22 protein-coding genes are annotated in these 24,339 nt (G+C 72.0%); 8 read left to right on the top strand and 14 right to left on the bottom strand.

Going from position 1 to position 24,339, the window contains the following annotated elements:
- Nucleotide 1: 1 nt before the first annotated feature.
- The gene (gene treY, locus AC07DW_RS15480) at nucleotides 2-2,338 is read right to left on the bottom strand and encodes a malto-oligosyltrehalose synthase (protein WP_478858164.1); all 2,337 of its coding nucleotides are present in this window, start codon (nucleotides 2,336-2,338) and stop codon (nucleotides 2-4) included.
- A 179-nt stretch (nucleotides 2,339-2,517) separates the two neighbouring features.
- Complete coding sequence (gene glgX, locus AC07DW_RS15475) at nucleotides 2,518-4,641, bottom strand: glycogen debranching protein GlgX (protein WP_478858163.1); 2,124 nt, start codon at nucleotides 4,639-4,641, stop codon at nucleotides 2,518-2,520.
- Nucleotides 4,642-5,119: 478 nt separating this feature from the next.
- Between glgX and AC07DW_RS15470 the strand changes: the two genes are divergently transcribed.
- Complete coding sequence (locus tag AC07DW_RS15470) at nucleotides 5,120-6,361, top strand: SAV2148 family HEPN domain-containing protein (RefSeq protein ID WP_478858162.1); 1,242 nt, start codon at nucleotides 5,120-5,122, stop codon at nucleotides 6,359-6,361.
- Nucleotides 6,362-6,466: 105 nt separating this feature from the next.
- On the top strand, nucleotides 6,467-7,201 hold the full coding sequence (locus AC07DW_RS15465) for an exonuclease domain-containing protein (protein ID WP_478858161.1): 735 nt from the start codon (nucleotides 6,467-6,469) through the stop codon (nucleotides 7,199-7,201).
- A gap of 36 nt (nucleotides 7,202-7,237) precedes the next feature.
- Here the strand turns inward: AC07DW_RS15465 and AC07DW_RS15460 are convergent, their stop codons facing one another.
- Nucleotides 7,238-8,104, bottom strand: coding sequence for a phosphotransferase (locus AC07DW_RS15460; RefSeq protein WP_478858160.1), 867 nt, complete (start codon nucleotides 8,102-8,104; stop codon nucleotides 7,238-7,240).
- Between the two features lie 145 nt (nucleotides 8,105-8,249).
- Here AC07DW_RS15460 and AC07DW_RS15455 point away from each other — a divergent pair, with 145 nt between their 5' ends.
- From AC07DW_RS15455 to AC07DW_RS15430, 6 genes are all read left to right on the top strand, one after another.
- Nucleotides 8,250-9,179, top strand: coding sequence for a carbohydrate ABC transporter permease (locus AC07DW_RS15455; protein WP_478858159.1), 930 nt, complete (start codon nucleotides 8,250-8,252; stop codon nucleotides 9,177-9,179).
- Nucleotides 9,176-10,018, top strand: a complete 843-nt coding sequence (locus AC07DW_RS15450) for a carbohydrate ABC transporter permease (protein WP_478858158.1) — start codon at nucleotides 9,176-9,178, stop codon at nucleotides 10,016-10,018. The genes AC07DW_RS15455 and AC07DW_RS15450 overlap by 4 nt, the downstream gene beginning before the upstream one ends.
- Complete coding sequence (locus tag AC07DW_RS15445; protein WP_478858157.1) at nucleotides 10,018-11,313, top strand: ABC transporter substrate-binding protein; 1,296 nt, start codon at nucleotides 10,018-10,020, stop codon at nucleotides 11,311-11,313. Before AC07DW_RS15450 ends, AC07DW_RS15445 begins: the two co-directional genes overlap by 1 nt.
- A 48-nt stretch (nucleotides 11,314-11,361) precedes the next feature.
- Nucleotides 11,362-12,582 carry a macrolide-inactivating glycosyltransferase gene (gene mgt, locus AC07DW_RS15440; RefSeq protein WP_478858156.1) on the top strand — a complete coding sequence of 407 codons (1,221 nt, stop codon included), beginning with the start codon at nucleotides 11,362-11,364 and terminating at the stop codon, nucleotides 12,580-12,582.
- Nucleotides 12,583-12,812: 230 nt separating this feature from the next.
- Nucleotides 12,813-14,012, top strand: a complete 1,200-nt coding sequence (locus tag AC07DW_RS15435; protein WP_478858155.1) for a S8 family peptidase — start codon at nucleotides 12,813-12,815, stop codon at nucleotides 14,010-14,012.
- A 73-nt stretch (nucleotides 14,013-14,085) separates the two neighbouring features.
- On the top strand, nucleotides 14,086-14,637 hold the full coding sequence (locus AC07DW_RS15430) for a DUF1697 domain-containing protein (RefSeq protein ID WP_478858154.1): 552 nt from the start codon (nucleotides 14,086-14,088) through the stop codon (nucleotides 14,635-14,637).
- 81 nt (nucleotides 14,638-14,718) lie between these two features.
- Here the strand turns inward: AC07DW_RS15430 and AC07DW_RS15425 are convergent, their stop codons facing one another.
- The 11 genes from AC07DW_RS15425 to AC07DW_RS15375 form a co-directional block, all read right to left on the bottom strand.
- Nucleotides 14,719-15,498, bottom strand: a complete 780-nt coding sequence (locus AC07DW_RS15425; RefSeq protein ID WP_478858153.1) for a sirohydrochlorin chelatase — start codon at nucleotides 15,496-15,498, stop codon at nucleotides 14,719-14,721.
- A 10-nt stretch (nucleotides 15,499-15,508) separates the two neighbouring features.
- Entirely contained in the window at nucleotides 15,509-16,405 is an 897-nt protein-coding gene (locus AC07DW_RS15420; protein ID WP_478858152.1) for an ABC transporter permease, read from the bottom strand.
- The gene (locus tag AC07DW_RS15415; protein ID WP_478858151.1) at nucleotides 16,392-17,180 is read right to left on the bottom strand and encodes an ABC transporter ATP-binding protein; all 789 of its coding nucleotides are present in this window, start codon (nucleotides 17,178-17,180) and stop codon (nucleotides 16,392-16,394) included. The genes AC07DW_RS15420 and AC07DW_RS15415 overlap by 14 nt, the downstream gene beginning before the upstream one ends.
- A 43-nt stretch (nucleotides 17,181-17,223) precedes the next feature.
- On the bottom strand, nucleotides 17,224-18,330 hold the full coding sequence (locus tag AC07DW_RS15410) for an ABC transporter substrate-binding protein (RefSeq protein ID WP_478858150.1): 1,107 nt from the start codon (nucleotides 18,328-18,330) through the stop codon (nucleotides 17,224-17,226).
- Nucleotides 18,331-18,530: 200 nt separating this feature from the next.
- Entirely contained in the window at nucleotides 18,531-19,874 is a 1,344-nt protein-coding gene (locus tag AC07DW_RS15405; RefSeq protein ID WP_478858149.1) for a sulfate adenylyltransferase subunit 1, read from the bottom strand.
- A gap of 2 nt (nucleotides 19,875-19,876) precedes the next feature.
- A complete protein-coding gene (cysD, locus tag AC07DW_RS15400; protein ID WP_478858148.1) occupies nucleotides 19,877-20,812 on the bottom strand; it encodes a sulfate adenylyltransferase subunit CysD in 936 nt (311 codons plus the stop codon).
- The gene (gene cysC, locus AC07DW_RS15395) at nucleotides 20,809-21,366 is read right to left on the bottom strand and encodes an adenylyl-sulfate kinase (RefSeq protein ID WP_392274229.1); all 558 of its coding nucleotides are present in this window, start codon (nucleotides 21,364-21,366) and stop codon (nucleotides 20,809-20,811) included. The genes cysD and cysC overlap by 4 nt, the downstream gene beginning before the upstream one ends.
- Nucleotides 21,366-22,067 carry a phosphoadenylyl-sulfate reductase gene (locus tag AC07DW_RS15390; RefSeq protein ID WP_478858147.1) on the bottom strand — a complete coding sequence of 234 codons (702 nt, stop codon included), beginning with the start codon at nucleotides 22,065-22,067 and terminating at the stop codon, nucleotides 21,366-21,368. Before AC07DW_RS15390 ends, cysC begins: the two co-directional genes overlap by 1 nt.
- A complete protein-coding gene (locus tag AC07DW_RS15385; protein WP_189549397.1) occupies nucleotides 22,064-22,243 on the bottom strand; it encodes a hypothetical protein in 180 nt (59 codons plus the stop codon). The genes AC07DW_RS15390 and AC07DW_RS15385 overlap by 4 nt, the downstream gene beginning before the upstream one ends.
- Before the next feature lie 28 nt (nucleotides 22,244-22,271).
- Complete coding sequence (locus tag AC07DW_RS15380) at nucleotides 22,272-23,969, bottom strand: nitrite/sulfite reductase (protein WP_478858146.1); 1,698 nt, start codon at nucleotides 23,967-23,969, stop codon at nucleotides 22,272-22,274.
- Nucleotides 23,970-24,095: 126 nt separating this feature from the next.
- Nucleotides 24,096-24,179: a putative leader peptide gene (locus AC07DW_RS15375; protein ID WP_312846103.1), complete on the bottom strand. Its 84-nt coding sequence runs from the start codon at nucleotides 24,177-24,179 to the stop codon at nucleotides 24,096-24,098.
- Nucleotides 24,180-24,339 lie beyond the last annotated feature (160 nt).

Below are 24,339 nucleotides of genomic sequence, written 5' to 3'. Positions count from 1 at the left end.
CTCACCCGGTCGCGTCCTCCGCCGGCACGGGCCGGCGGCTCAGCAGGGCCACCGGCCGCGCCGTGAACAGGTCCGCCAGGGGCACCGCCTCGCCGCCCCGGAACTCGCGCCCCACGTCCACGGCGTCGAACCACCGCCCCTCCGGCAGCGTCAGGGAGGTGTCGCCCCAGCCGCCGCTCTCCGCGAGCCGCAGCGACAGCCGGGTGACCGCCGTGACCGTCTCGTCCGAGCGGCTGAACGCCACGCAGTGCCCGGCGGCCGGGCCGCTCGCCGTCAGCGGCCGGTACGTCCCCGACGCGCCGAACACCTCCGGGTGCCGCCGCCGCAGCCGCAGCGCCGCGCGCGTGACGGCGGTTTTCTCGTCGGGCGGCCCCTCGCGGAACGGCCGCCGGTTGTCCGGGTCGACCAGCGCCAGGTACACCCGCTCCGTCTCCTGGTACAGGTCCGGCACGCCCGGCATGGTGAGGTGCAGCAGCGCCGCGCCCAGCACGTTCGCCCGGACGTACGGATCCAGCTCGCGGGCCAGCAGGGAGAGCGTGTAGAGGCCGGGCCCGGCGGGCCCCGCGTCCACGAAGTCCAGCACCGCCTGCTCGTACGCCGGGTCCGGCTCCGTCCAACTGGTGCGCAGCCCCGCCTCCCGCACCGCCTTCAGCACCGCCGGGGCCAGCCGGTCCCCGTACGGGTACCCGAAGCCCAGCGCCGTCTGCCACGCCGTCCACGCCACCTGGCCGTCCGGCGCGGGCGTCCGCGCCACGTCGTCCAGCAGCTTCGCCCACCGCTGCGGGCACTCCGACAGGACCGCGATCCGGGCCCGCACGTCGGCGCTGCGCTTGGTGTCGTGCGTGGACAGCACCGTGCCCGTGGCCGGCCAGTCGCGGGCCAGCCGCGCGCAGTACGCGTGGAACTCCTCCGGACCCACCGCCGGCTTCCCCGGCTCGCCGCCCACCTCGTTCGCCGACACCAGCGGCGCGTACCGGTAGAAGGCCGTGTCCTCGACGGACTTGGCCCGCAGCGCCGACGAGGTCTGCGCGAACCGAGTCAGGAACGCCCGCTGGTCCGGCCCGTCCCCGAGCCGCCCCAGCGCCAGGTCGCGCACCACGTCGACGGCCGACGCCTCCTCCGGAACCACGAACGTGGCCTTCGCCTCCTCCGCCGCCTCCGCGGTCAGCACGTCCTCCGCGCCGGCCCCGTAGGGGCGGTAGACCGGCACCCGGATCAGCAGCTCCCGGACCGCCGCGCGCAGCGCCCACGGCGCGTGGTCGCGCAGCGCCGGGTCGGCGGCGCAGACGGCCGCCGCCGTCCGGGTCAGGTACCCGACCTCCGAGGCCAGCTGGTGCGTCACCACCTTGTACGCGGCCCGGCGCGCCGTCGCCTCCCAGTGGCCGCCCCGGTCCCCGGCCGGGCCGGCGAACCGCCGGTAGTCCTCGGCCAGTTCCGCCGCGCCCGCCTCGTCGACGAACAGCCCGTCGACGCGCCGCAGGGCGTCGTAGCCGGTCGTGCCGTCGACCCGCCACCGCGCGGGCAGGTGCTCGTCGCCGGTGAGGATCTTCTCGACGACGATCCAGCAGTCGTCACCCGCTTCCCGCCGCAGCCGGTCGAGGTACGCCCCGGGGTCCGCGAGCCCGTCCGGGTGGTCGATCCGCAACCCCTCGACCACGCCGTCCCGGACCAGCTCAAGGATCTTGGCGTGGGTCGCCTCGAAGACATCCGGCTCCTCGACCCGCACCCCGATGAGGTCCGAGATGGTGAAGAACCGCCGGTAGTTCAGCTCCGTACGGGCCAGCCGCCACCATCCCAGCCGGTACCACTGGGCGTCCAGCAGCTCCGGCAGGGCGAGCTCCTCCGTACCGGGCCGCAGCGGGAACTCCTGCTCGCCGTGGCGCAGCGTCCCGTCCTCGACCCGCATGCCGGCCAGCTCGTCGCCGATCCGGCCGGCCAGGACCGGCAGCAGCACCTTCCCGCCGCCGGCGGCCCAGTCGATGTCGAACCAGCGGGCGTACGGGGAGGAGGGGCCCTCGCGCAGCACCTCCCACAGCGCCCGGTTGTACCGGGGGGCCGCGGCCATGTGGTTGGGCACCAGGTCCACCACCAGGCCGAGGCCGTGCTCCCGAGCGGTGCGCGCGAGGGCCCGCAGGCCGGCCTCGCCGCCCAGTTCCTCGCGGACCCGGCCGTGGTCGGTGACGTCGTACCCGTGCGTGGAGCCGGGGACCGCCTCCAGGACCGGCGACAGGTGCAGGTGCGAGACCCCGAGCGAGGCGAGGTACGGCACCGCTTCCCCGGCGGCCCGGAAGGGGAAGTCCGGCTGGATCTGGAGCCGATAGGTCGAGTTGGGCGTCATGCGAACGTAGGTACCCGCTTGGGCGGCTTCTGTGTCATCGGGTGATGCCTTTTACGCCCGACGCCACGTTCCGTCCCGTTCCGCGGCCCGCCCGCCGGGGTGGCCGGACCGGGCGGCCCGGTCCCGGGGTGGGGGAGGACCGTCCGGCCCTCCCCCACCAGGCTCCCGCGCGCCGCCCCCTAGGCCGGGCGCCGCAGGACCGTCAGGCTGCGGCCGATCAGGGTGAGCCGGTCGCCCGCGGCGACCTTGGCGCCCTGTCCCGGTTCGACGCCCTCCGGGAGGGCGGTGTCCACCACCACCTGCCACTGCCGGCCGTGGTTGACCGGCACCACGAATTCCAGGTCCTCCGCGCTGGCGTTGAACATCAGCAGGAACGAGTCGTCCCCGATCCGCTCCCCGCGCGGGCCCGGCTCCGAGATGGCGCTGCCGTTGAGGAACACGGACAGGGCCTTGGCGTGGGCCGCCTGCCAGTCCCGTGCGGTCATCTCCTCACCCTCGGGGGTGAACCAGTTGATGTCCGACAGCTCGTCGTGCGTCCCCTCGACCGGCCGCCCGTGGAAGAAGCGCCGCCGACGGAAGACCGGGTGGTCGCGCCGGAGCCACACCATCGACCGGGTGAACTCCAGCAGTGACCGGGTCTCCTCGGAGTCCTCGTCCGGCCAGTGCACCCAGGCGACCTCGTTGTCCTGGCAGTACGCGTTGTTGTTGCCGCCCTGCGTACGCCCGAACTCGTCGCCGTGGCTCAGCATCGGCACGCCCTGGGACAGCATCAGCGTGGCGATGAAGTTGCGCATCTGGCGCAGCCGCAGCTCCGTGACCTGCTCGTCGTCCGTGTCGCCCTCGGCGCCGCAGTTCCAGGAGCGGTTGTGGCTCTCGCCGTCCCGGTTGCCCTCGCCGTTCGCGTCGTTGTGCTTGTCGTTGTACGAGACGAGGTCCCGCAGCGTGAAGCCGTCGTGGCAGGTCACGAAGTTGACCGAGGCGAGCGGGCGCCGCCCGTCGTCCTGGTAGAGGTCCGACGAGCCGGTCAGCCGGGAGGCGAACTCGGCGAGGGTGCGCGGCTCGCCCCGCCACAGGTCCCGCACCGTGTCACGGTACTTGCCGTTCCACTCGGTCCACAGGGGCGGGAAGTTGCCCACCTGGTACCCGCCCTCGCCGACGTCCCACGGCTCGGCGATCAGCTTGACCTGGCTGACCACCGGGTCCTGCTGCACCAGGTCGAAGAACGACGACAGCCGGTCCACCTCGTGGAACTGGCGCGCCAGCGTCGCCGCCAGGTCGAACCGGAAACCGTCGACGTGCATCTCCGTCACCCAGTACCGCAGCGAGTCCATGATCAGCTGGAGCACGTGCGGCGAGCGCATCAGGAGCGAGTTCCCGGTGCCGGTGGTGTCCATGTAGTACCGGGGGTTGTCCTCGACGAGCCGGTAGTACGAGGGGTTGTCCAGGCCCCGGAACGAGAGCGTCGGGCCCAGGTGGTTGCCCTCGGCCGTGTGGTTGTACACCACGTCCAGGATGACCTCGATGCCCGCCTGGTGCAGGGCGCGCACCGCCGACTTGAACTCCAGCACCTGCTGGCCGCGGTCGCCCCAGGAGGCGTAGGCGTTGTGCGGGGCGAAGAAGCCGATGGTGTTGTAGCCCCAGTAGTTGGACATCCCGGCGTCCACGAGCCGGTGGTCGTTGACGAACTGGTGCACGGGCATCAATTCGAGTGCCGTGACCCCCAGTTCGGTCAGGTGCTCGATCACGGCGGGGTGGGCGAGCCCGGCGTATGTGCCGCGCAACTCCTCCGGCAGCGCCGGGTGGAGCATCGTCAGGCCCTTCACATGCGCTTCGTAGATCACCGTCCGGTGGTAGTCGGTGCGCGGCGGCCGGTCGTCACCCCAGTCGAAGTACGGGTTGACGACCACGGACGTCATGGTGTGCGGCGCCGAGTCCAGGTCGTTGCGGGAGTCCGGCTTGCCGAAGTGGTAGCCGTACACCGCCTCTCCCCAGTCGATGGCGCCGGCGACCGCCCGCGCGTACGGATCGAGCAGCAGCTTCGCGGAGTTGCAGCGCTGTCCCTGTTCCGGCGCGTACGGTCCGTGGACCCGGAACCCGTACCGCTGGCCCGGCATCACGCCGGGCAGGTACGCGTGCCGTACGAACGCGTCGGTCTCGCGCAGCTCCACCGCGGTCTCCGAGCCGTCGTCGTGGAGCAGACACAGCTCGATTCGGTCGGCGGCCTCGGAGAAGACCGCGAAGTTGGTTCCGGCGCCGTCGTAGGTGGCGCCGAGGGGATACGCCTGTCCCGGCCAGACCTGCATAGATAAGACTCTTCCACTTCTGATCCGGCTGATGGGGGTCACTTGAGCCAGAATCCTCCCCGAAAGTGGCCCGAGCTCCTAGGACTTCGGCCGGTCCTACCGGGTGACCGGGGGGCGCGGGGGGCACACTGGCCGGAAATCGCTCCCTGGGCCTGATTCATCCGATCAGCACACCATCGGAGTGCGGGGAGAGCCTTCCGGTTGCCCGGGTCAACGCCGCGTTCCCGGGCGTCGCCCTGGCCGGAGCGGGGCGCGCCGGCCTTGGTCCTGGGGGCGGCGCGGGCCGGCCGGCCGGGAGGCCGCCCGCCCGACCATGATGAATCCGCTCACTCCGGCCCCCGGCCCGGCCGGGAACGGCCGGAACAATCATGGCCGTTGGGAAAGCACCCTGGGGATCGGGCTGCACCGCCTCCCGCTCCCGGAGTACCCTTCCTTGATCGTTGGAGACGGGCGTCCAGGAGCAGAAGGCGGTGCGCGGGTGAGCTCGGGAGGGCTGGAGCTGCCCCCAGGTGACTCAGGTCACGAGGGGGACTCCACTGACCCCGCTGATGTCCCGCCCGGCGCGGTCTCACTCGCCCGGCCCATGGAGATCGGTGCGGAACTGGACTGGGACGCCGAGGCCTGGAGCGAGGTACGGACCCGGGCCCAGCGGGCGGGCCGCGCCTATATCTGGCTGAATCTTGTCGAGCAGCGGCTGCGTGCCGTGGTGGCCGCCGTGCTGCGGCCCGTCTACGAGCCGGTGCACGGCGACGACTGGGTGGTGGCGGCGGCCGGGCCCGCGGGCCAGGAGTGGGTCCAGCGGGCCGTCGCCGTCCGCGAGGTCTCGCGCCGCAAGGGCTACCTCCTGGACCCCGCCGACGACAATGTGCTCAGCTTCCTCACGCTGCCCCAGCTGCGGGAGCTGATGGTCCAGCACTGGCCCTGCTTCGAGCCCTACTTCGACGACCGGCGCGAGGTCGAGCTCGCCCTGGACGAGCTCGAGGTGACCCGGAACGTGGTCTCCCGCAACCGGGCGCTGTCGCGGAACGTGCTGGACCAGTCCGAGCGGGCCTCCGCCAGGCTGCTGGAGATCCTCGGCGGCGGTGGGGGCGCGCCCCCCGCGCACCGGCTGCCGGTCGACGCGGTGGAGGACCTCGTCGGGGACCGGTACGCCGACGTCGTCTCCGTCCACCCCGACCGGGTGAGGCTGCAACGGCAGCTGCCGGCCGAGGACCTGTTCGGCGGGGCGCGGCGCCTCGACGCGATCGGCATAGGCCTCAACCTCCTGGTGCAGAACTTCTCCGGGCGCCGGCTGGTGCGGCTCGCCGAGTCCGGCTGCCGGATACGCCTGCTGTTCCTGAATCCGGCGAGCAGCGCCGTCAAACGGCGCGAAAGGGAACTGGGGATCAAAAAGGGCGAACTGAGTCGCTCGGTGGAGATGAACATCCTCCACATGCGGCGCGTGCGCTCGAAGCTGCGCGACCCGGGCGCCTTCCAGATCCAGGTCTTCGACGAGACGCCGCGCTTCACCGCGTACCTCGTCGACGGCGACGGACCCGACGGGGTGGGCGTCGTCCAGTCCTACCTGCGCCGGGCCCGTGGCATGGAGGTGCCGGTGCTGGTGCTCCGCGGCGGCAGGCGACCGGTCGTCACGGCCGGGGCCGAGAGCGACCACGGCCTGTTCGAGACCTACCGCGAGGAGTTCGAGTCGGTCTGGGCCGATTCCCGTCCGGTGTCGTGAGAGCGGGATCCGAGCGGCGTTGTCAGTGGTGCGTGGGAGGGTGAGAACCCACGGGGGAAGTGCACCGCACGGTGGTCGCACCACGGCATCGCGAGGAGGAGCAGCATGGGCTGGCACGGGGAGACGCTCGTCGGCTTCGATCTGGAGACGACGGGCACGGAGCCGCTGGAAGCGCGCATCGTGACGGCCGCGGTCGTGGAGGTGCGGGGCGGGGAGACGGTGGTGCGGCGCGACTGGCTGGCCGATCCGGGCATCAGGATCCCCGCGCAGGCCTCGGCGATCCACGGGATCAGCAACGAGCGGGCCATGGCGGAGGGGCGCCCGGTCCGTGAGGTCGCCGACGAGCTCGCCGACACCCTCGTCGGGTACTGGAACCGCGGCGTGCCCGTCGTGGCGTACAACGCCGCCTTCGATCTCACGCTGCTCAGCGCCGAGTTGCGGCGGCACGGGCTGCCGGACCTGAGCGAGCGGCTGGGCGGCGCGCCGATCGGCCCGGTCGTCGACCCCTACACCATCGACCGCGCCGTCGACCGGTACCGCCGGGGAAAGCGGAACCTGGAGGCGGTCTGCGCCGAGTACGGCGTGGTGCTCGACGGCGCCCACCAGGCGGCCGCCGACGCGCTGGCGGCCGTGCTGGTCGCCTGCGCGATAGCGGAGCGGCACTCCGCGGTGGCGGCACTGACCCCCGTGGAGCTGCACCAGCGGCAAGTGGTGTGGTACGCGCGGTGGGCGGCGGACTTCCAGAACTTCCTGCGCCGCAAGGGCACCCCGGACGCCGTCATAGACCCGGCCTGGCCGCTGCGCGGAGTCGCCCCGGCGGCCGCTCCCGTGACGGGCTGAACCACCACGCCGGTCCGGGGCCCGGCCGGAGCGCGGTCAGAACGGGTACCAGCGGACCCGCGGGTCGCCGTCCCGCAGCGAGGCCACCCGGCGGCGGAACTCGGCCAGCGCCTTCGGGTTCGCCGGGGCGTGCTGGGCCACCCAGGCACAGCTCGCCGTCTCCCGCGCGCCGCGCAGCACCTCGCAGCCCTCCCACTCGCGCACGTCCCAGCCGTACGCCTCGGTGAACGCGTCGTGGGCCGCCGGGTCCAGGCCGTAGCGGTCGCGGGAGAGCGCGAGCACCACCAGGTCGTGTTCGCGCAGGTCAGCGGAGAACGTCTCCAGGTCGACCAGCACCGGGCCGTCCGGCCCCACGTGCACATTGCGGGGCAGCGCGTCGCCGTGCACCGGACCGGGCGTCAGGTGCGGGGCGAGGGCGGCCGCCGCCCCGGCGAACCCGTCGCGGCGCTCGCGCAGGAACGCCGCGTCCGCCGGGTCGATCGCGTCGCCCGCGAGCCGCAGCCACCGCTCCACACCGCCCAGCAGGTCGCGCGGCGGCAGCGGGAAGGGCGGCCGCGGCAGCGCGTGGACGCGGCGCAGCAGCGGGGCGAGGTCGCGGGGCTCCGCCGGGCGCACGGCGTCGGGCAGCCGGTGCCACACCGTGAGCGGGTGGCCCTCCACCAGCCGGGGCTTGGGCTCGGCCGCCCGCACGGCGGGCACCCCGGTCTCCTCCAGCCAGGAGGCCACGGCCACCTCCCGCTCGGCCCGCTCCAGCAGTTCGGCGTCCCGGCCCACCTTCACCACCAGGTCGCCGACGGCGAAGACGGCGTTCTCGCCCAGCGCCAGCAGGGCCGCGCCCCTGCCCGCCGCACGTCCCGCCAGGCCGGCGGCGTCCAGGACCTCCCGCGCCCGCACCTCGTCCATCGCGTCCGTCCTCCCGTACCCGTACCGATCCGGTGCCCGCACCGGTCCGGCCAAGTCTCGCATCCGGGCGAGTGGTCTTGACGAACCGACGACCCGTCAGGACGATGACCGCCAGGCCGGACCGACTTCACCAAGGGGACTGTCCGTGACATTGCTGACCGCATCGCGGCGGTCCGGCGGGAAAGCCGGCGAGCCGGCGCACCGGCACCGGCCCACCGGTCACGGGGCCTGGTTCCTCGTGCTGCCCGCGCTGATCCCCATCCTCCTGCTCAGCGTCGGCCCCCTGCTCTACGGCGTCGCGCTGGCCTTCACCGACGCCCAGTCGGGGCGCACCAGGGCCACCCAGTGGGTGGGCACGCTCAACTTCCAGGACCTGCTGCACGACACGCTCTTCTGGGAGTCGTTCCGGATCGGGCTGCTGTGGGCGGTGGGCGTCACCGTCCCCCAGTTCCTCCTGGCCCTGGGCCTCGCCCTGCTGCTGGACCAGAACCTCCGCCTCCGCTGGCTCGCGCGCGCCCTGGCCATCGTCCCGTGGGCGATGCCCGAGGTCGTCGTCGGCATCATGTGGCGGCTCGTCTACCACCCGGACGCCGGCATCCTCAACGAGACCCTCCGCGACCTGGGCCTGGGCGATGGCCACGACTGGCTCACCGGCCTCACCACCGCGCTGCCCGCGGTGATCCTGGTCGGCGTCTGGGCCGGCATGCCCCAGACCACCGTCGCCCTCCTCGCCGGACTCCAGAGCACCCCGCGGGAGCTGCACGAGGCCGCCGCCCTCGACGGGGCCGGCGCCTGGCGCCGGTTCCGCACCGTCACCTGGCCCGCCCTCAGGCCCGTCGCCCTCGCCATCACCGCGCTCAACTTCATCTGGAACGTCAACGCCTTCGCGCTGGTGTACGTGCTCACCGGCGGCGGACCCGGCGGCCGCACCCGGCTGCCCATGCTTTTCGCGTACGAGGAGGCCTTCCGCTACGGGCAGTTCGGATACGCGGCGGCGATGGGGTGCGTGCTGGTCGCCGTCATCTCCGTACTCCTCGCCGTCCACCTGGCGAGCCGGCTGAAGGGGGAGGAATGAGCGGCCCGCGCACCCGGGGCCCGGTGCGGGCGGGGCAGTACCTCGCGCTTCTCGCGTATGTGGGTTTCCTCGCCCTGCCCTTCCTGTGGCTGGTGTCCATCGCCTTCAAACCGGCTCCGGAGATCGGTTCCCCGCACCCCGCCTGGATCCCCGAGGACCCCACCCTGGCCAACTTCCGGCAGGCGTTCGCCGAGCAGCCCCTGCTCCGGGCCGCCGCCAACAGCCTGGCCGCCGCCCTCGCCGCCGCCCTGATCGCCGTGGTCATCGCCACCCCGATGGCCTGGGCGACGGCCCGCCGGCGGGGCCGGCTGTCGGCCGCCACCACCGGCTGGGTCGTGGTCAGCCAGGCCTTCCCGTTCGTCCTGGTGATCATTCCGCTCTTCCTGGTCCTGAAGAACCTCCAGCTGATCAACACGCTGTCCGGTCTGGTCCTGGTGTACGTCGTCTGGTCGCTGCCGTTCGCGCTGTGGATGCTGACCGGTTACGTACGGGCCGTGCCGGCCGAGCTGGAGGAGGCCGCCGCCGTCGACGGCGCCGGCCGGCTCCGTACGCTCGTCTCGGTGACCGCGCCGCTGCTGGCACCGGGCATCGTCGCCACCGCGCTCTTCGCGTTCATCACCGCCTGGAACGAGTTCTTCTTCGCGCTCGTCCTGCTCAAGACCCCGGAGAAGCAGACCTTGCCCGTCGTCCTCACCCACTTCCTCGGCGCGGAGGGCGTCGCGGACCTCGGCCCGCTGGCCGCCGCGGCCTCCCTCGCCACCCTCCCCTCGCTCGTCGTCTTCGCGCTCATCCAGAGGCGCATCACGGGCGGCATGCTGGCCGGGGCGGTGAAGTCCTGATGCGCGTACGCCCGATCGCCGTCCTGGCCGCCGTCCTCGCCCTGCTGACGGCCGGCTGCACCGGTGGCGGCGACGGCCGCCGGGACGGCGTGACCGTGCTGCGGTTCCAGTCACTGGCCTGGCAGAAGGAGTCGGTCGACGCCAACAAGGAACTGGTCGCCGAGTGGAACGCCGCCCACCCCGGCATCCGGGTCGAATACGTGCAGGGCAGCTGGGACAGCGTCCACGACCAGCTCCTCACCTCCTTCGAGGGCGGTGAGGCACCCGACATCATCCACGACGCCTCCGACGACCTCGCCGACTTCGCGTACGGCGGGTACCTCGCCGACCTGCGCCCGCTGCTGTCCGGCCGGCTCAAGGCCGACATCCCGGCAGCGAGCTGGCGGTCGACCACCTTCGGCGGGGGTGTCTACGGCGTGCCGTTCCTCCAGGAGCCGCGCGTCATCATCGCGAACAGGAAGATCCTGGAGTCCTCCGGAGTCCGCGTGCCCACCCCGGCCCGCCCGTGGACGTGGCCAGAGTTCCGGCAGGTCGCCAAGGAGCTCACCGCGACGATGGGGGAGGGGAGGTACGCCGTCGCCTGGCCGCTGAGGGAACCGGTCTCCGTCTCCCTCAACCTGGGCCTGTCCGCGGGAGGGCGGCTCTTCCACCAGGACGGCGACGGCAGGGTCGAGGTCCGGTTCGGGAGCGGCGACGCGATCGTGCCCGACACCGTCCACGCCCAGGTGAACACCGACCGCAGCGCGCCGCGCAGCACGCTCGGCATGGGCGGCTCCGACACGCTTCCGGGCTTCTTCGGCGGCACGTACGCGATGGTCCCGCTGGGGTTCTCCTACCGTCAGCAGATCGTGCGTCAGGCACCGGAGGGGTTCGAGTGGGTGGTGCTGCCCGCTCCGGCGGGCGACGCCGGCCTGGCGCAGGGCGTCAGCCCGCAGACCCTGTCGATCGCGCGGGACAGTCCCCACAAGGAGGAGGCCGCCCGGTTCATCGACTTCCTCCTCCAGCCGGACAACATGGTGCGCCTCGCCCGCGGCGACTGGATGCTGCCGACCGGTGCGGAGGCGCTGAGGCATCCGTCGCTGCGCACCGCCGAGCACGGCTGGGCCACGGGTGCCGCGCTGGCCGCGAGCCTCCGGCCCGCCCCCGCGCAGTCGGTGCGCGGCTATCCGGAGTGGAAGGACAAGGTCGCCACGCCCGCGTACCAGGAGTACTACAGCGGCGCCATCGACGCCGTGGAACTGGAGGAACGCCTCGTCCAGGACGGCAACCTGGTGCTGGCGCGCTACCAGCGCTGACGCGCCTGCCAGTTGCACGAGACGTATCGTCTCGCTAATCTCCGGGGCATGACCTCCACCGAGCGTGCCCACATCGCCATGTTCTCCATCGCGGCCCACGGGCACGTCAACCCGAGCATCGAAGTGATCCGGGAGCTCGTCGCCCGTGGCCACCGCGTCAGTTACGCGATCCCCGACTCCTTCGCGGACACGGTCGCCGCCACCGGCGCACAGCCGGTGAGCCACACCTCGACGCTGCCGACGGACGAGGACCCGGAGGCGTGGGGGACGGAGCTGATCGACAACGTCGAACCCTTCCTGGATGACGCCGTCCAGGTGCTCCCGCAGCTCGCGGCGGCCTTCGCGGGGGACGAGCCGGACCTCGTGATCCACGACATCACCTCCTACCCGGCCCCCGTCCTCGCCCACCGCTGGGGCGTGCCCGCGGTCTCCCTGTGGCCCAACCTCGTCCCCTGGGAGGGGTACGAGGAGGAGGTCGCCGAACCGATGTTCGCCGACCTCAAGGCGTCCGAGCGCGGCAAGGCGTACTACGCGCGCTTCACGGCGTGGCTCGCGGCGAACGGCGTCGACACCCACCCCGACCGGTTCGTCTCCCGCCCCCGCAAGGCGATCGTCCTGATCCCCAGGGCCCTCCAGCCGAACGCCGACCGCGTCGACGGATCCGTCTTCACCTTCGTCGGCGCCTGCCAGGGCGAGCGGGCCGAACAGGGGGAGTGGCGGCGGCCGGCCGGGGCGGAGAACGTGCTGCTCGTCTCGCTCGGCTCGGCGTTCACCAAGCAGCCGGAGTTCTACCGCCGTTGCGTCGAGGCCTTCGGCGGCCTGCCCGGCTGGCACGTCGTGCTCCAGATCGGCAGGTACGTCGACACCGCCGAACTTGGCCCGCTGCCCGCGAACATCGAGGTGCACGACTGGGTGCCGCAGCTGTCCGTGCTGCGGCGGGCCGACGCGTTCGTCACGCACGCGGGCGCGGGCGGCAGCCAGGAGGGTCTCGCCACGGGGACGCCGATGGTCGCCGTACCGCAGGCCGCCGACCAGTTCGGCAACGCCGAGATGCTGGCATCTCTCGGCGTCGCCCGCCACCTCCCGATGGCCGACGCCACCCCCGAGGCCCTGCGGGCGGCCGTCCTGGAACTCGCCGGCGACCCGGAGGTGGCCCGGCGGGCCGAGGAGATCCGGCGGGACATGGCGGGGGAGGGCGGTACGAGGCGGGCGGCGGACCTCATCGAGGCGGAGCTCCCGGCGGCGGTCCGCCCGCGCTCGGCGCCCTGACGGGCCGTAGAACGTCACATGGCATGGCCATTTGCGCCGTGCCACGCCGTGTTGCCGTGATCGTTCCGGCGTGAGCGATTTGTTATTAAGGAAGTTTGTTGAGTAAGTCATAGCTATGTGAAGGCCTTGATCTGCGCGCATCAATCGACCAGGGTTTCGAACAGCCCCCGGAAGACTTCCCGTCCGGGGGCGAACCCCCCACACAATTGATGACGAGGAGTCCCCTCTTCATGGCAACTCTCAAGCGCACGGCCGGAGTTCGACTGGCCGCCGCCACCGCTGTCGTCGTCGGCCTCACCGCCTTCGGTACGGCTCACGCAGGCACCGCACCCGCCCCGGCAGCCGCCGAAGGAACGGTCTACGGCCTCGGCGCCGAAGGCGCCGTCTCCGGCAGCTACATCGTCCTGCTGGACGAGAAGGCGGACAAGGCGAAGCTCGCCCAGGAGTACGGCGGCACGCTCAAGCGCAACTACACCTCCGCGCTCAACGGTTTCTCCGCCGCCGGCCTCTCGGAGACCGAGGCCAGGCGCCTGGCCGCGGACCCGGCCGTCGCGAAGGTCGTGCAGAACAAGAAGTTCACCGTCAACGCCACCCAGGACAACCCGCCGTCCTGGGGTCTCGACCGCGTCGACCAGGCCGACACCGCCGGCGACCGCGCGTACACCTACCCCGACCACGCGGGTGAGGGGGTGACCGCGTACGTCATCGACACCGGCGTACGCGTCGGGCACAAGGACTTCGAGGGCCGGGCCGTCTCCGGGTTCGACGCCATCGACAACGACGACGACGCGAGCGACGGCAACGGCCACGGCACGCACGTCGCCGGCACCATCGCCGGTGCCGCGCACGGCGTCGCCAAGAAGGCGAAGATCGTCGCCGTCCGCGTGCTCGACGACAACGGCTCCGGCACCACCGAGCAGGTCGTCGCGGGCATCGACTGGGTCACCAAGAACCACCAGGGCCCGTCCGTCGCCAACATGAGCCTGGGCGGCGGGGCGGACCCGGCCCTCGACGCGGCCGTCAGCAAGGCCATCGCCTCCGGGGTCACCTTCGCCGTCGCCGCCGGCAACGAGTCGAGCGACGCCGGACAGAGCTCCCCGGCCCGCGTGCCGGAGGCCATCACCGTCGCCTCCTCCACCAAGGACGACCAGCAGTCGGACTTCTCCAACTACGGCTCGGTGGTGGACATCTACGCCCCCGGCTCGGACATCACCTCGGCGTGGAACGACAGCGACGAGGGCACCAAGACCATATCCGGCACCTCCATGGCGACACCCCACGTCGTCGGCGCCGCCGCCGTCTACCTGGCGGGCCACAAGGACGCCACCCCGGCACAGGTCGCCGAGGCCCTCACCGGCGGCGCCACGGCCGACAAGATCTCCAACCCCACCCAGGGGACGGCCAACAAGCTGCTGAAGATCGTCGAGTAGGACGCGCGCCATCCCGACCGGCGGCCGCCGTGCCCTCCCCCACGGGGCGCGGCGGCCGTCCTATGGTGTGACCATGACGACCAGGTACGCCGCACTGCTGCGCGGAATCAATGTCGGCGGACACAAGAAGGTCCCGATGGCGCGACTGCGCACGCTGCTGACGGAACTCGGCCACCGCGACGTCACGACGTACCTGCAGAGCGGGAACGCGGCCTTCACCAGCGCGTCCGGCGCCGGTGAGGACGCCCTGGCCGCGGAGCTGGAGACAGCGATCGAGCAGCACTTCGGCTTCCGCGTCGACTGCCTGGTCCGCAGCGGCCCCTACCTGCGCGCCGTCGCCGACGCCTGCCCGTTCCCCGCCGCCGGCCTGGAGCCCAAGCAGCTCCACGTCACCTACTTCTCCGCGCCCGTGACACCCGACCGATTCGCGGGCGTCGACCAGGCCGCGTTCCTCCCCGAGGAGTTCCGGCTGGGCGACCGGGCCCTGTACCTGTACGCCCCCGAGGGGCTGGGCCGCTCCAAGCTCGCCGAAGCCCTGGCACGCCCCGCCCTCACCAAGGGCATCACCGCCACCACCCGCAACTGGAACACCGTCGTCAAGCTGGTGGAACTGACCCGCGACTGAGCGGCGACGGCACGGTGGTGCGTGCGGCACGGCGCGGGCCACGGCACGGCACGTGCGGCACCGTGCGCGCGGTGCGGGCCCTCAGGCCGCCGCCGACAGGGCGACGCCCGCCTCGTCGTACCGCGCCAGCAGCAGTCGCGCCAGCTCCGGCGCCGGGCCCAGCACGTCCGCGAGGACGTCCGCGCCGGCCGAGCCCTCGGCGATGCGGTCCGGCAGACGGCCGGGCGCGATGACGTACGGCGCGACCGCCACCCGGCGTACCCCGTCCTGACGCAGGGCACGCACCGCGTCCTGGGTACGGGGAAGGGAGGCGGAGGCGAACGCAGGCCGCACGGCGCACCAACCGGTGTGCCGCAGCTCCCGCGCCATTTCAGCGATCACTGCGATCGCCTCCGGGTCCGATGAGCCCGCCGAGGCCAGGACGACCCCGGTCGAGCGCTTGTCGGCGGGCGTCAGGCCCGCCTCGTACAACCGCCGCTCCAGCGCCGCGACCAGCAGCGGCGAGGGGCCGAGGACCGGCGCCTGCCGGATCCGCAGGCAGGGCGGGGCGTCCCGCAGGACGGCCGGGATGTCCGCCTTGGCGTGGAAGGCGCGGGTCAGCAGCAGCGGGAGGGCCACCACGTCGCGCACGCCCTCCGCCGCCAGCCGCTCCAGGACGGCCGTCACCGACGGGACGTTGAAGTCCAGGAACGCCGTCTCCACCCGCAGGCCCGGCCGCAGCGCGCCCGCGCGCCGCACCAGGGCGTGCACGGTCGCGGCGTGCCGCGGGTCGCGACTGCCGTGGGCGATCACGAGAAGGACGGGCGCGAAGCGGCTCCCCGCACGGGCGGTGGTGGGCGACGGGAGGGCGGGACGGGTCATGGCGCGACGCTCAGCTCTTGACGAGGAGACCGCGCCGGCGCAGCACCGCGCGCTCCAGGGGGCTGAAGATCAGCAGGTCGATGGCGATGCCGACGATCAGGATCAGCAGGATCGCCAGGAAGATGCCGGGCATGTCGATGTTGTTGCGGCCGTTCTCCAGCAGCTGACCGAGCCCCAGGCCCAGTTCGGGCGAGGACGCGATGATCTCGGCGGCCATCAGGGAGCGCCAGGAGAACGCCCACCCCTGCTTCAGGCCCGCCAGGTATCCCGGCAGCGCGGCCGGCATCACGATGTGCCAGGCACCCCGCAGCCCGCTCGCGCCGAGCGTCCGGCCCGCCCGCAGGAACAGCGGCGGCACCTGGTCCACCCCGGACACCAGGCCGTTGGCGATCGACGGCACGGCACCCAGCAGGATCACCGCGTACATCATCGAGTCGTTGAGGCCCAGCCACAGCACCGCCGGCGCCACCCAGGCCACCGACGGCAGCGACTGCAGACCCGACAGGATCGGGCCGATCGCCGCCCGGACGAACCGCACCCGGGCCACCAGCAGCCCCAGCGGCGTACCGATGGCCAGCGCCATCACGAAGCCGAGCAGCGCCCGCGACACACTGGTCCACAGCACGTCCAGCAGCGTGCCCTCCAGCCACATGGCGGACAGGCTGTCCCACACGGCGGCCGGCGGCGGGAGCTTGTACTCGTCGGTGACCTTCGCCCACACCAGCAGCTGCCACACCACCAGCACCAGCGCGACGGCGACCAGCGGCGGCAGGACCTTGCGGAGCAGCACCTCCCGCACCGGCGTCCTGCCCACGTGCACCGCGTCGAGCGCGTCCAGCCCCGCCTCCAGGCCGGCCAGGTCGTCGGTCTTGGCGACGGCCTCGGTCGTCGTATCAGTGCTGGCCATGACGGCGGATCTCCCCACGCAGTTCTTCGGTGATCTCGACGGACAGCTCCGCCACCGCGGCGTCCTCGATACGGCGCGGCTGGGGGATGTCGATCTCCCACTGGCGGGCGATCCGCCCCGGCCGGGAGGACAGCAGCACCACGCGCTCGGCCAGCCGTACCGCCTCGCGCACGTTGTGCGTCACGAACAGCACCGACAGCCGCGTCTCGCGCCAGATGCGCGTCAGCTCGTCGTGCAGCACGTCACGGGTGATCGCGTCCAGCGCCGCGAACGGCTCGTCCATCAGCAGCAGGTCACTGTCCTGGGCCAGCGCCCGGGCCAGGGCCACCCGCTGGCGCATGCCGCCGGACAGCTCGTGCACCCGCTTGCCGTACGCGCCGCCGAGCCGCACCAGCTCCAACAGCCGCTCCGCCTCGCCCCGGCGCTCGTTCTTCGCCACGCCGCGCAGCCGCAGCGCCAGCTCGATGTTCTTCCCGGCCGTCAGCCAGGGGAACAGCGCGTGTTCCTGGAACATCAGCGCCGGCCGGCCGCCGGGGGTCTCGATGGACCCGACGGTCGGCCGGTCGAGCCCCGCCACCAGGTTCAGGAGCGTGGACTTGCCGCACCCCGAGGCCCCCAGGAGCGTGACGAACTCGCCCGGAGCGACATCGAGCGAGATGTCGTCGAGCACGAGCTGCTGTCCGGTCGGTCCGGGATAGGACTTCGAGACGTGCGCGATCCGGGCCGCGTGGCTCACCGCGACGCGGTCCTCGGCCTTGGCGAAGGTCGTGGCCATGGTCGTCACCTCCAGGGAACGGGGAACTGGGCTGCTGCGCGGGTTACTTGGCGCCGAGACCGGCGTCGGCGGCCTCGGGCCGGCCCTCGGCCTTCAGGACCTTGTTGAGCGGCCTCAGGTCGTAGATGCCCTTCAGGTCCGGCTTCTCCAGGAGCCCGGCCGCCACCGCGTGATCGGCCTGCGCCCGCAGCGTCGCGGCCAGCGGGTCGTCGGTGAACCGGATCGACGCCCACGCCGGGTCGATGATCTTGTCACCCAGCGGCTTGCCGGTCAGCGCCTTCAGCTTGGCGTTGGCCGAGTCCTTCGCCTTGTCGGGGTTGGCGTTGATCCACGCGTTGGTCCTCACCGAACCGCGCAGCACCGCCTCGACGACGTCCGGGTGCTGCTTGAGGAACCTCTGCGACACGATGATGTTCGTGATCACGAACTTCTGGTCCGGCCACAGGGTCGACTCGTCGAGGAGCACCTTGGCGCCCTCGCTGACCAGCTTCGACGCCGTCGGCTCCGGCACCCAGGCGCCGTCGATCGAACCGGACTTGTAGGCGTCCGGGGCGATCTTGTTCTCGGTGCGGACCACCGAGACGTCGCCCTGGCCGCTCTGGGCGTCGACCTTCCAGCCGCGCTCCTTGATCCAGTTGAGGAACGCGACGTCCTGCGTGTTGCCGTGCTGCGGGGTGGCGATCTTCTTGCCCCTGAGGTCGTCCAGGGTCTTGATCTTCTCCGGGTTCACGACCAGCTTCACGCCGCCGGACGCGGAACCGCCGACGATCCGCAGGTTCTCGCCCTTGGACTTGACGTAGCCGTTGATCGCGGGGGAGGGGCCGATGAAGCCGATGTCGATCGAGTCGGCGTTCAGCGCCTCGATCTCGGAGGGGCCGGCGTTGAAGGTCGACACCTTCAGCTCGGTGCCGCCCAGCTCCTTCTGGATGATGCCTTCCTGGTCGCCCACCAGGGCGGTGGCGTGGGTGAGGTTGGGGAAGTACCCGAGTCTCACCCGGTCGGCGGAGAGCTTCTCGCCCTCGGCCGCCACCTTCTTCTCGTCCTTCGGGGCCTTGGAGCCGTAGCCGCAGGAGGCGAGCGCGCCGATCAGCAGCGGCAGGGCCGCGGCGGCGGCGAGGGAGCGGCGCACGGTGGTACGGGAGGCAGGCACGGAGGTGGTTCCCCTCGGTTCAGGGTCTTCGGGATCTATGTCGGTGATGCGCGTGGCGCGGGTACGGCTCGGGGAGGGCGCACCTCAGGTGCGCGGGCGTCAGCCGGCACATCGCGCCACACCCCCGGTCCCCGCGCCGAGGGCGCCGCTGCCGACCCGGCCGCCCTCCTTCGCGAAGGTCGCGTAGACGTCCGCCGTCATCAGAAGTCCCAGCCCTCGTCGTCCTGCGCGGCGGCGGGAGCCTTGGCGGCGGACGCGAAGGCGTCACCCGCCATGCCGGCCGCCAGCGTGGTGCCGTCGGCCGGGTCGATCAGCAGGAAGGAGCCGGTGCGCCGCGAGTCGGCGTACGTGTCGAGCGCCAGCGGCTCGGCGGTGCGCACCACGACGCGGCCGATGTCGTTGGCGACCAGCCGGCCGGGCGCCGGGTGCTGGGACAGGTCGTCCAGCGTCAGCCGGGACGGGATGTCCTTGACGATCGCCTTGACCGTACGGGTGGTGTGCTTCAGCAGCACCCGCTGACCCACCGCCAGCGGCTCGTCCGCCACATGGCAGACCGTCGCGACGACGTCCCGCGTGGTCGCCGGCGCGTCACCGGCCGGGGCGATCAGGTCGCCGCGCGAGATGTCGATGTCGTCGGCCAGCCGGATCGTCACCGACTGGGGTGCCCACGCGATGTCCACGTTCTCGCCCAGCGCGTCGATCGCCGTGATGGTGCTGGTCCGGCCGGACGGCAGCACGGTGACCGTCTCGCCGACGCGGAAGGCACCGGCGGCGATCTGACCCGCGTACCCCCGGTAGTCCGGGTGCTCGGCCGTCTGCGGCCGGATGACGTACTGCACCGGGAAGCGGGCGTGGCAGGCGGTCAGGTCGTGGCTGACCGGGACGGTCTCCAGGTGCTCCAGGACCGTGGGGCCGCCGTACCAGTCCATGTTGGCGGACGGCTCCACCACGTTGTCGCCGGCCAGCGCCGAGATCGGGATGGCGGTGATCTCCGGGACGCCGAGCTCGGAGGCGTACGTGGTGAACTCCTCGGCGATCGCGGCGAAGACCGGCTCCGCGTAGTCGACGAGGTCCATCTTGTTCACGGCCAGCACCACGTGCGGGACGCGCAGCAGCGCGGCCACCGCGGCGTGCCGGCGGGTCTGCTCGACGACGCCGTTGCGGGCGTCGACCAGCACCACGGCCAGCTCGGCGGTGGAGGCGCCGGTGACCATGTTGCGGGTGTACTGCACATGGCCGGGCGTGTCGGCCAGGATGAACCGGCGCCGGGGCGTGGCGAAGTAGCGGTAGGCGACGTCGATGGTGATGCCCTGCTCCCGCTCGGCCCGCAGGCCGTCGGTGAGCAGCGCCAGGTCGGGGGTGTCCTGGCCGCGGCTCAGGGACGCGGCCTCGACGGCCTCCAGCTGGTCGGCCAGCACGGACTTGGAGTCGTGCAGCAGCCGGCCCACCAGTGTGGACTTCCCGTCGTCGACGGATCCGGCGGTCGCGAAACGCAGCAGGGTGGTGGCCGACGGGTCGGCGAGCTGCTCGCTCGTGGTGCTCATGTCTAGAAGTACCCTTCGCGCTTGCGGTCTTCCATCGCGGCCTCGGACAGCTTGTCGTCGGCGCGGGTGGCGCCCCGCTCGGTGAGCCGGGACGCGGCGATCTCGGCGATCACGGCCTGGAGCGTGGTGGCCTCGGAGTCGACGGCGCCGGTGCAGGACATGTCGCCGACCGTGCGGTAGCGGATCAGCCGCTTCTCCACCGGCTCGGTGTCCTTCGGGCCGCCCCACTCGCCGGCCGTCAGCCACATGCCGTTGCGGGAGAACACCTCACGCTCGTGCGCGAAGTAGATCTGCGGCAGCTCGATGCCCTCGCGCTCGATGTACTGCCACACGTCCAGCTCGGTCCAGTTCGACAGCGGGAACACCCGCACGTGCTCACCGGGGGCGTGCCGGCCGTTGTACAGCTGCCACAGCTCGGGGCGCTGGCGGCGCGGGTCCCACTGCGAGAACTCGTCGCGCAGCGAGAACACCCGTTCCTTCGCCCGGGCCTTCTCCTCGTCGCGCCGCCCGCCGCCGAACACGGCGTCGAAGCGGTGCTGCTGGATGGCCTCGGTCAGCGGCACGGTCTGCAGCGGGTTGCGGGTGCCGTCCGGGCGTTCCTTGAGGGCCCCGCGGTCGATGTAGTCCTGCACGGACGCCACGTGGAGGCGCAGCCCGTACTTCTCGACCGTACGGTCGCGGTACTCGATGACCTCGGGGAAGTTGTGCCCGGTGTCGACGTGCAGCAGCGAGAAGGGCACCGCGGCCGGCGCGAACGCCTTCAGCGCCAGGTGCAGCATCACGATCGAGTCCTTGCCGCCGGAGAAGAGGATCACCGGCCGCTCGAACTCGCCCGCCACCTCGCGGAAGATGTGCACCGCCTCGGACTCCAGCGAGTCCAGGTGCGACAGCGCGAACGGGGTGTCGGTGTCGTGGGTGTCGGTGACGGTGGTCGTCATGCCAGTCCCTTCTGGGTGAGCAAGGCGTGGACCGCCGCGGCGGACTCCTGCACGGTCTGGTTCTGGGACTCGATCCGCAGGTCCGGGTCCTCCGGCTCCTCGTACGGGTCGTCCACGCCGGTCAGCCCGCTGATCTCGCCCGCGGCCTGCTTGGCGTACAGCCCCTTCACATCCCGTACCGAGCACACCTCCACCGGAGTGGCGACGTGCACCTCGACGTACGGAGTGCCTTCCCGCTGGTGGCGCTTGCGCACGGCCTCGCGGCTGTCCGCGTACGGAGCGATGACCGGCACCAGGACGTGCACGCCGTTGGACGCCAGCAGCTCGGCGACGAAGCCGATCCGCTGCACGTTGGTGTGCCGGTCCTCGCGGCTGAACCCGAGGCCCGCCGAGAGGAACTCGCGGATCTCGTCGCCGTCGAGCACCTCGACCCGGCGGCCCCCGGCGCGCAGCCGGTCCGCCAGTTCGTAGGCGATCGTGGTCTTGCCGGCGCTCGGCAGCCCGGTGAGCCAGATGGTGGCCCCAGTCACGTTCTCTTCTCCCACAGTCGTCATCAGCCGTGCAGCCCGCACTCGGTCTTCGCCCGGCCCGCCCAGCGGCCGGCCCGCGCGTCCTCGCCCTCCACCACGCGGCGGGTGCAGGGCGCGCAGCCGACGGAGGCGTACCCGTCCATCAGCAGGGGGTTGGTCAGGACGCCGTGCTCGGCGACGTACGCGTCGACGTCGTCCTGCGTCCAGCGGGCGATCGGCGAGACCTTGACCTTCCGGCGCTTCTCGTCCCAGCCGACGACCGGGGTGTTCGCCCGGGTCGGGGACTCGTCGCGGCGCAGCCCGGTCGCCCACGCGTCGTACCCGGTGAGGCCCTCTTCCAGGGGCTTGACCTTGCGCAGCGCGCAGCACAGGTCCGGGTTGCGGTCGTGCAGCCTCGGGCCGTACTCGGCGTCCTGCTCGGCCACCGTCCGCCGCGGGGTGAGCGTGATGACGTTGACGTCCATCACCGCGTCGACCGCGTCACGGGTCCCGATGGTCTCGGGGAAGTGGTAGCCGGTGTCGAGGAAGACGACGTCCACGCCGGGCATGACCCGGGAGGCGAGGTGGGCGACGACCGCGTCCTCCATGGAGGAGGTGACGCAGAAGCGCGGGCCGAAAGTGTCGGTGGCCCACTTCAGGATCTCCAGGGCGGACGCCTCTTCGAGGTCCCGCCCGGCCCGCTCGGCGAGCGCCTTGAGCTCCTCTGTGCTCTGAACCGTCGTCATATCGCTTCCCCTCCACCGTCGTCGCGTCGAAGTCCGCGGGCCAGCAGCCCGAGGAACTTCAGCTGGAAGGCCCGGTTGCACGCCCCGCATTCCCAGGCGCCGTGACCCTGCTCGCCGGGACGCAGGTCCTCGTCGCCGCAGTACGGGCAGTGGAACGGTGCCGCGCGCTCGCTCATGCCGTGTCCCCCGTCTCCTTCGGCGCGTTCACGAGAGGGACTCCTCCGACGCGCGGGCCGCCCAGGAGGCGAAGCGCTCGCCGTCCTCGCGCTGCTCCTGGAAGCGCGTGAGGACCCGCTCGATGTAGTCGGGCAGCTCGGTGGCGGTGACCTTCAGGCCGCGGACCTTGCGGCCGAAGCCCGCCTCCAGGCCGAGAGCGCCGCCCAGATGCACCTGGTAGCCCTCCACCTGGTTGCCGGCGTCGTCGAGCACCAGCTGCCCCTTGAGACCGATGTCCGCCACCTGGATGCGCGCGCAGGCGTTGGGGCAGCCGTTGATGTTGATGGTGATCGGCTCGTCGAAGTCCGGGATGCGGCGCTCCAGCTCGTCGATCAGGGACGCGCCGCGCGCCTTGGTCTCGACGATCGCCAGCTTGCAGAACTCGATGCCGGTGCAGGCCATCGTGCCGCGCCGGAACGGTGACGGCTTGACCTGGAGGTCCAGCGCCTCCAGCCCCGACACCAGGGACTCGACCTGGGCCTCGTCGACGTCCAGGACGAGCATCTTCTGCTCGGCGGTGGTCCGCAGCCGGCCGGAGCCGTGCGCCTCGGCCACCTCGGCGATCTTGGTGAGGGTGGCGCCGTCGACGCGGCCGACGCGCGGCGCGAAGCCGACGTAGAACCGGCCGTCCTTCTGCCGGTGCACGCCCACGTGGTCGCGCCACTGCTGTACGGGCTGCTCGGGTGCCGGGCCGTCGACCAGCGGGTGCTTCAGGTACTCGTCCTCCAGCACCTTGCGGAACTTCTCCGCGCCCCAGTCGGCCAGCAGGAACTTCAGCCGGGCGCGGTTGCGCAGCCTGCGGTAGCCGTAGTCGCGGAAGATCGAGATGACGCCCTCGTACACGTCCGGGACCTCGTCGAGGGGGACCCAGGCGCCGAGCCGCACACCGATCTTGGGGTTGGTGGACAGGCCGCCGCCGACCCACAGGTCGAAGCCGGGGCCGTGCTCCGGGTGGTTCACGCCGACGAAGGCGATGTCGTTGATCTCGTGCGCCACGTCGAGCAGCGGGGAGCCGGAGATCGCCGACTTGAACTTGCGGGGGAGGTTGGAGAAGTCCTTGTTGCCGATGATCCTGCGGTGGATCTCCTCAAGCGCGGGGGTGCCGTCGATGATCTCGTCCTCGGCGATTCCGGCCACCGGGGAGCCGAGGATGACGCGCGGGGTGTCGCCGCACGCCTCGGTGGTGGACAGGCCCACGGCCTCCAGCCGGTTCCAGATCTCGGGAACGTCCTCGATCCGGATCCAGTGGTACTGCACGTTCTGCCGGTCCGTGATGTCCGCGGTGCCGCGCGCGAACTCCTGCGAGATCTCACCGATCACCCGGAGCTGTTCGGTGGTCAGCCGGCCGCCGTCGATGCGGACGCGCAGCATGAAGAACTCGTCGTCCAGCTCCTCCGGCTCCAGGATCGCGGTCTTGCCGCCGTCGATCCCGGGCTTGCGCTGGGTGTAGAGGCCCCACCAGCGCATCCGGCCCCGGAGGTCGTTGGGGTCGATCGAGTCGAAGCCGGCCTTGGAGTAGATCGTCTCAATGCGTGTCCGTACGTTGAGACCGTCGTCGTCCTTCTTGAACTGCTCGTTGCCGTTGAGGGGCGTGAAGTGGCCCACGGCCCACTGGCCTTCGCCACGGTGACGCCCGGTCTTGCGACGGGCGGTGGCGGAGGCGGGCTTCTCAGGGGTGGCGGCCATGACGATACGTCCTTCGGGACTGCAGGAGGGCGGCTCTGACCTGCACACTCGCGCGCTGAGCAGGGGTTGGCGCAGCGGTGCGCTGGGGGTGCAGAAGTTCGGGGGGTCGCGGTGGTGCTGGGCTGATCAGCTCACCGGACAGATGGCGCTGGACATGCGGCCGAGGTCGACGTGCCGCCGACTCACCAAGGCAATTCCAGCTCGAGACATGACGGAAGCGTGCCATGGGACTTTGGACCCAGTCCAGGTTCGTCCGCGATATGGACATCGGTGTCCCGCATCGTGGACACATGTGGCGTGGGTCACGTCAAGGGGTCCGGCGGCGGGTCCGCGGTCCCCCGCCGCCGGACGGGCGGGGGAGCCGCGTGCG

Source organism: Streptomyces sp. NPDC045701 (assembly GCF_056432045.1).
The sequence above is the reverse complement of the archived record's forward strand: the minus strand, read 5'-3'. Positions and strand labels throughout refer to the sequence as shown.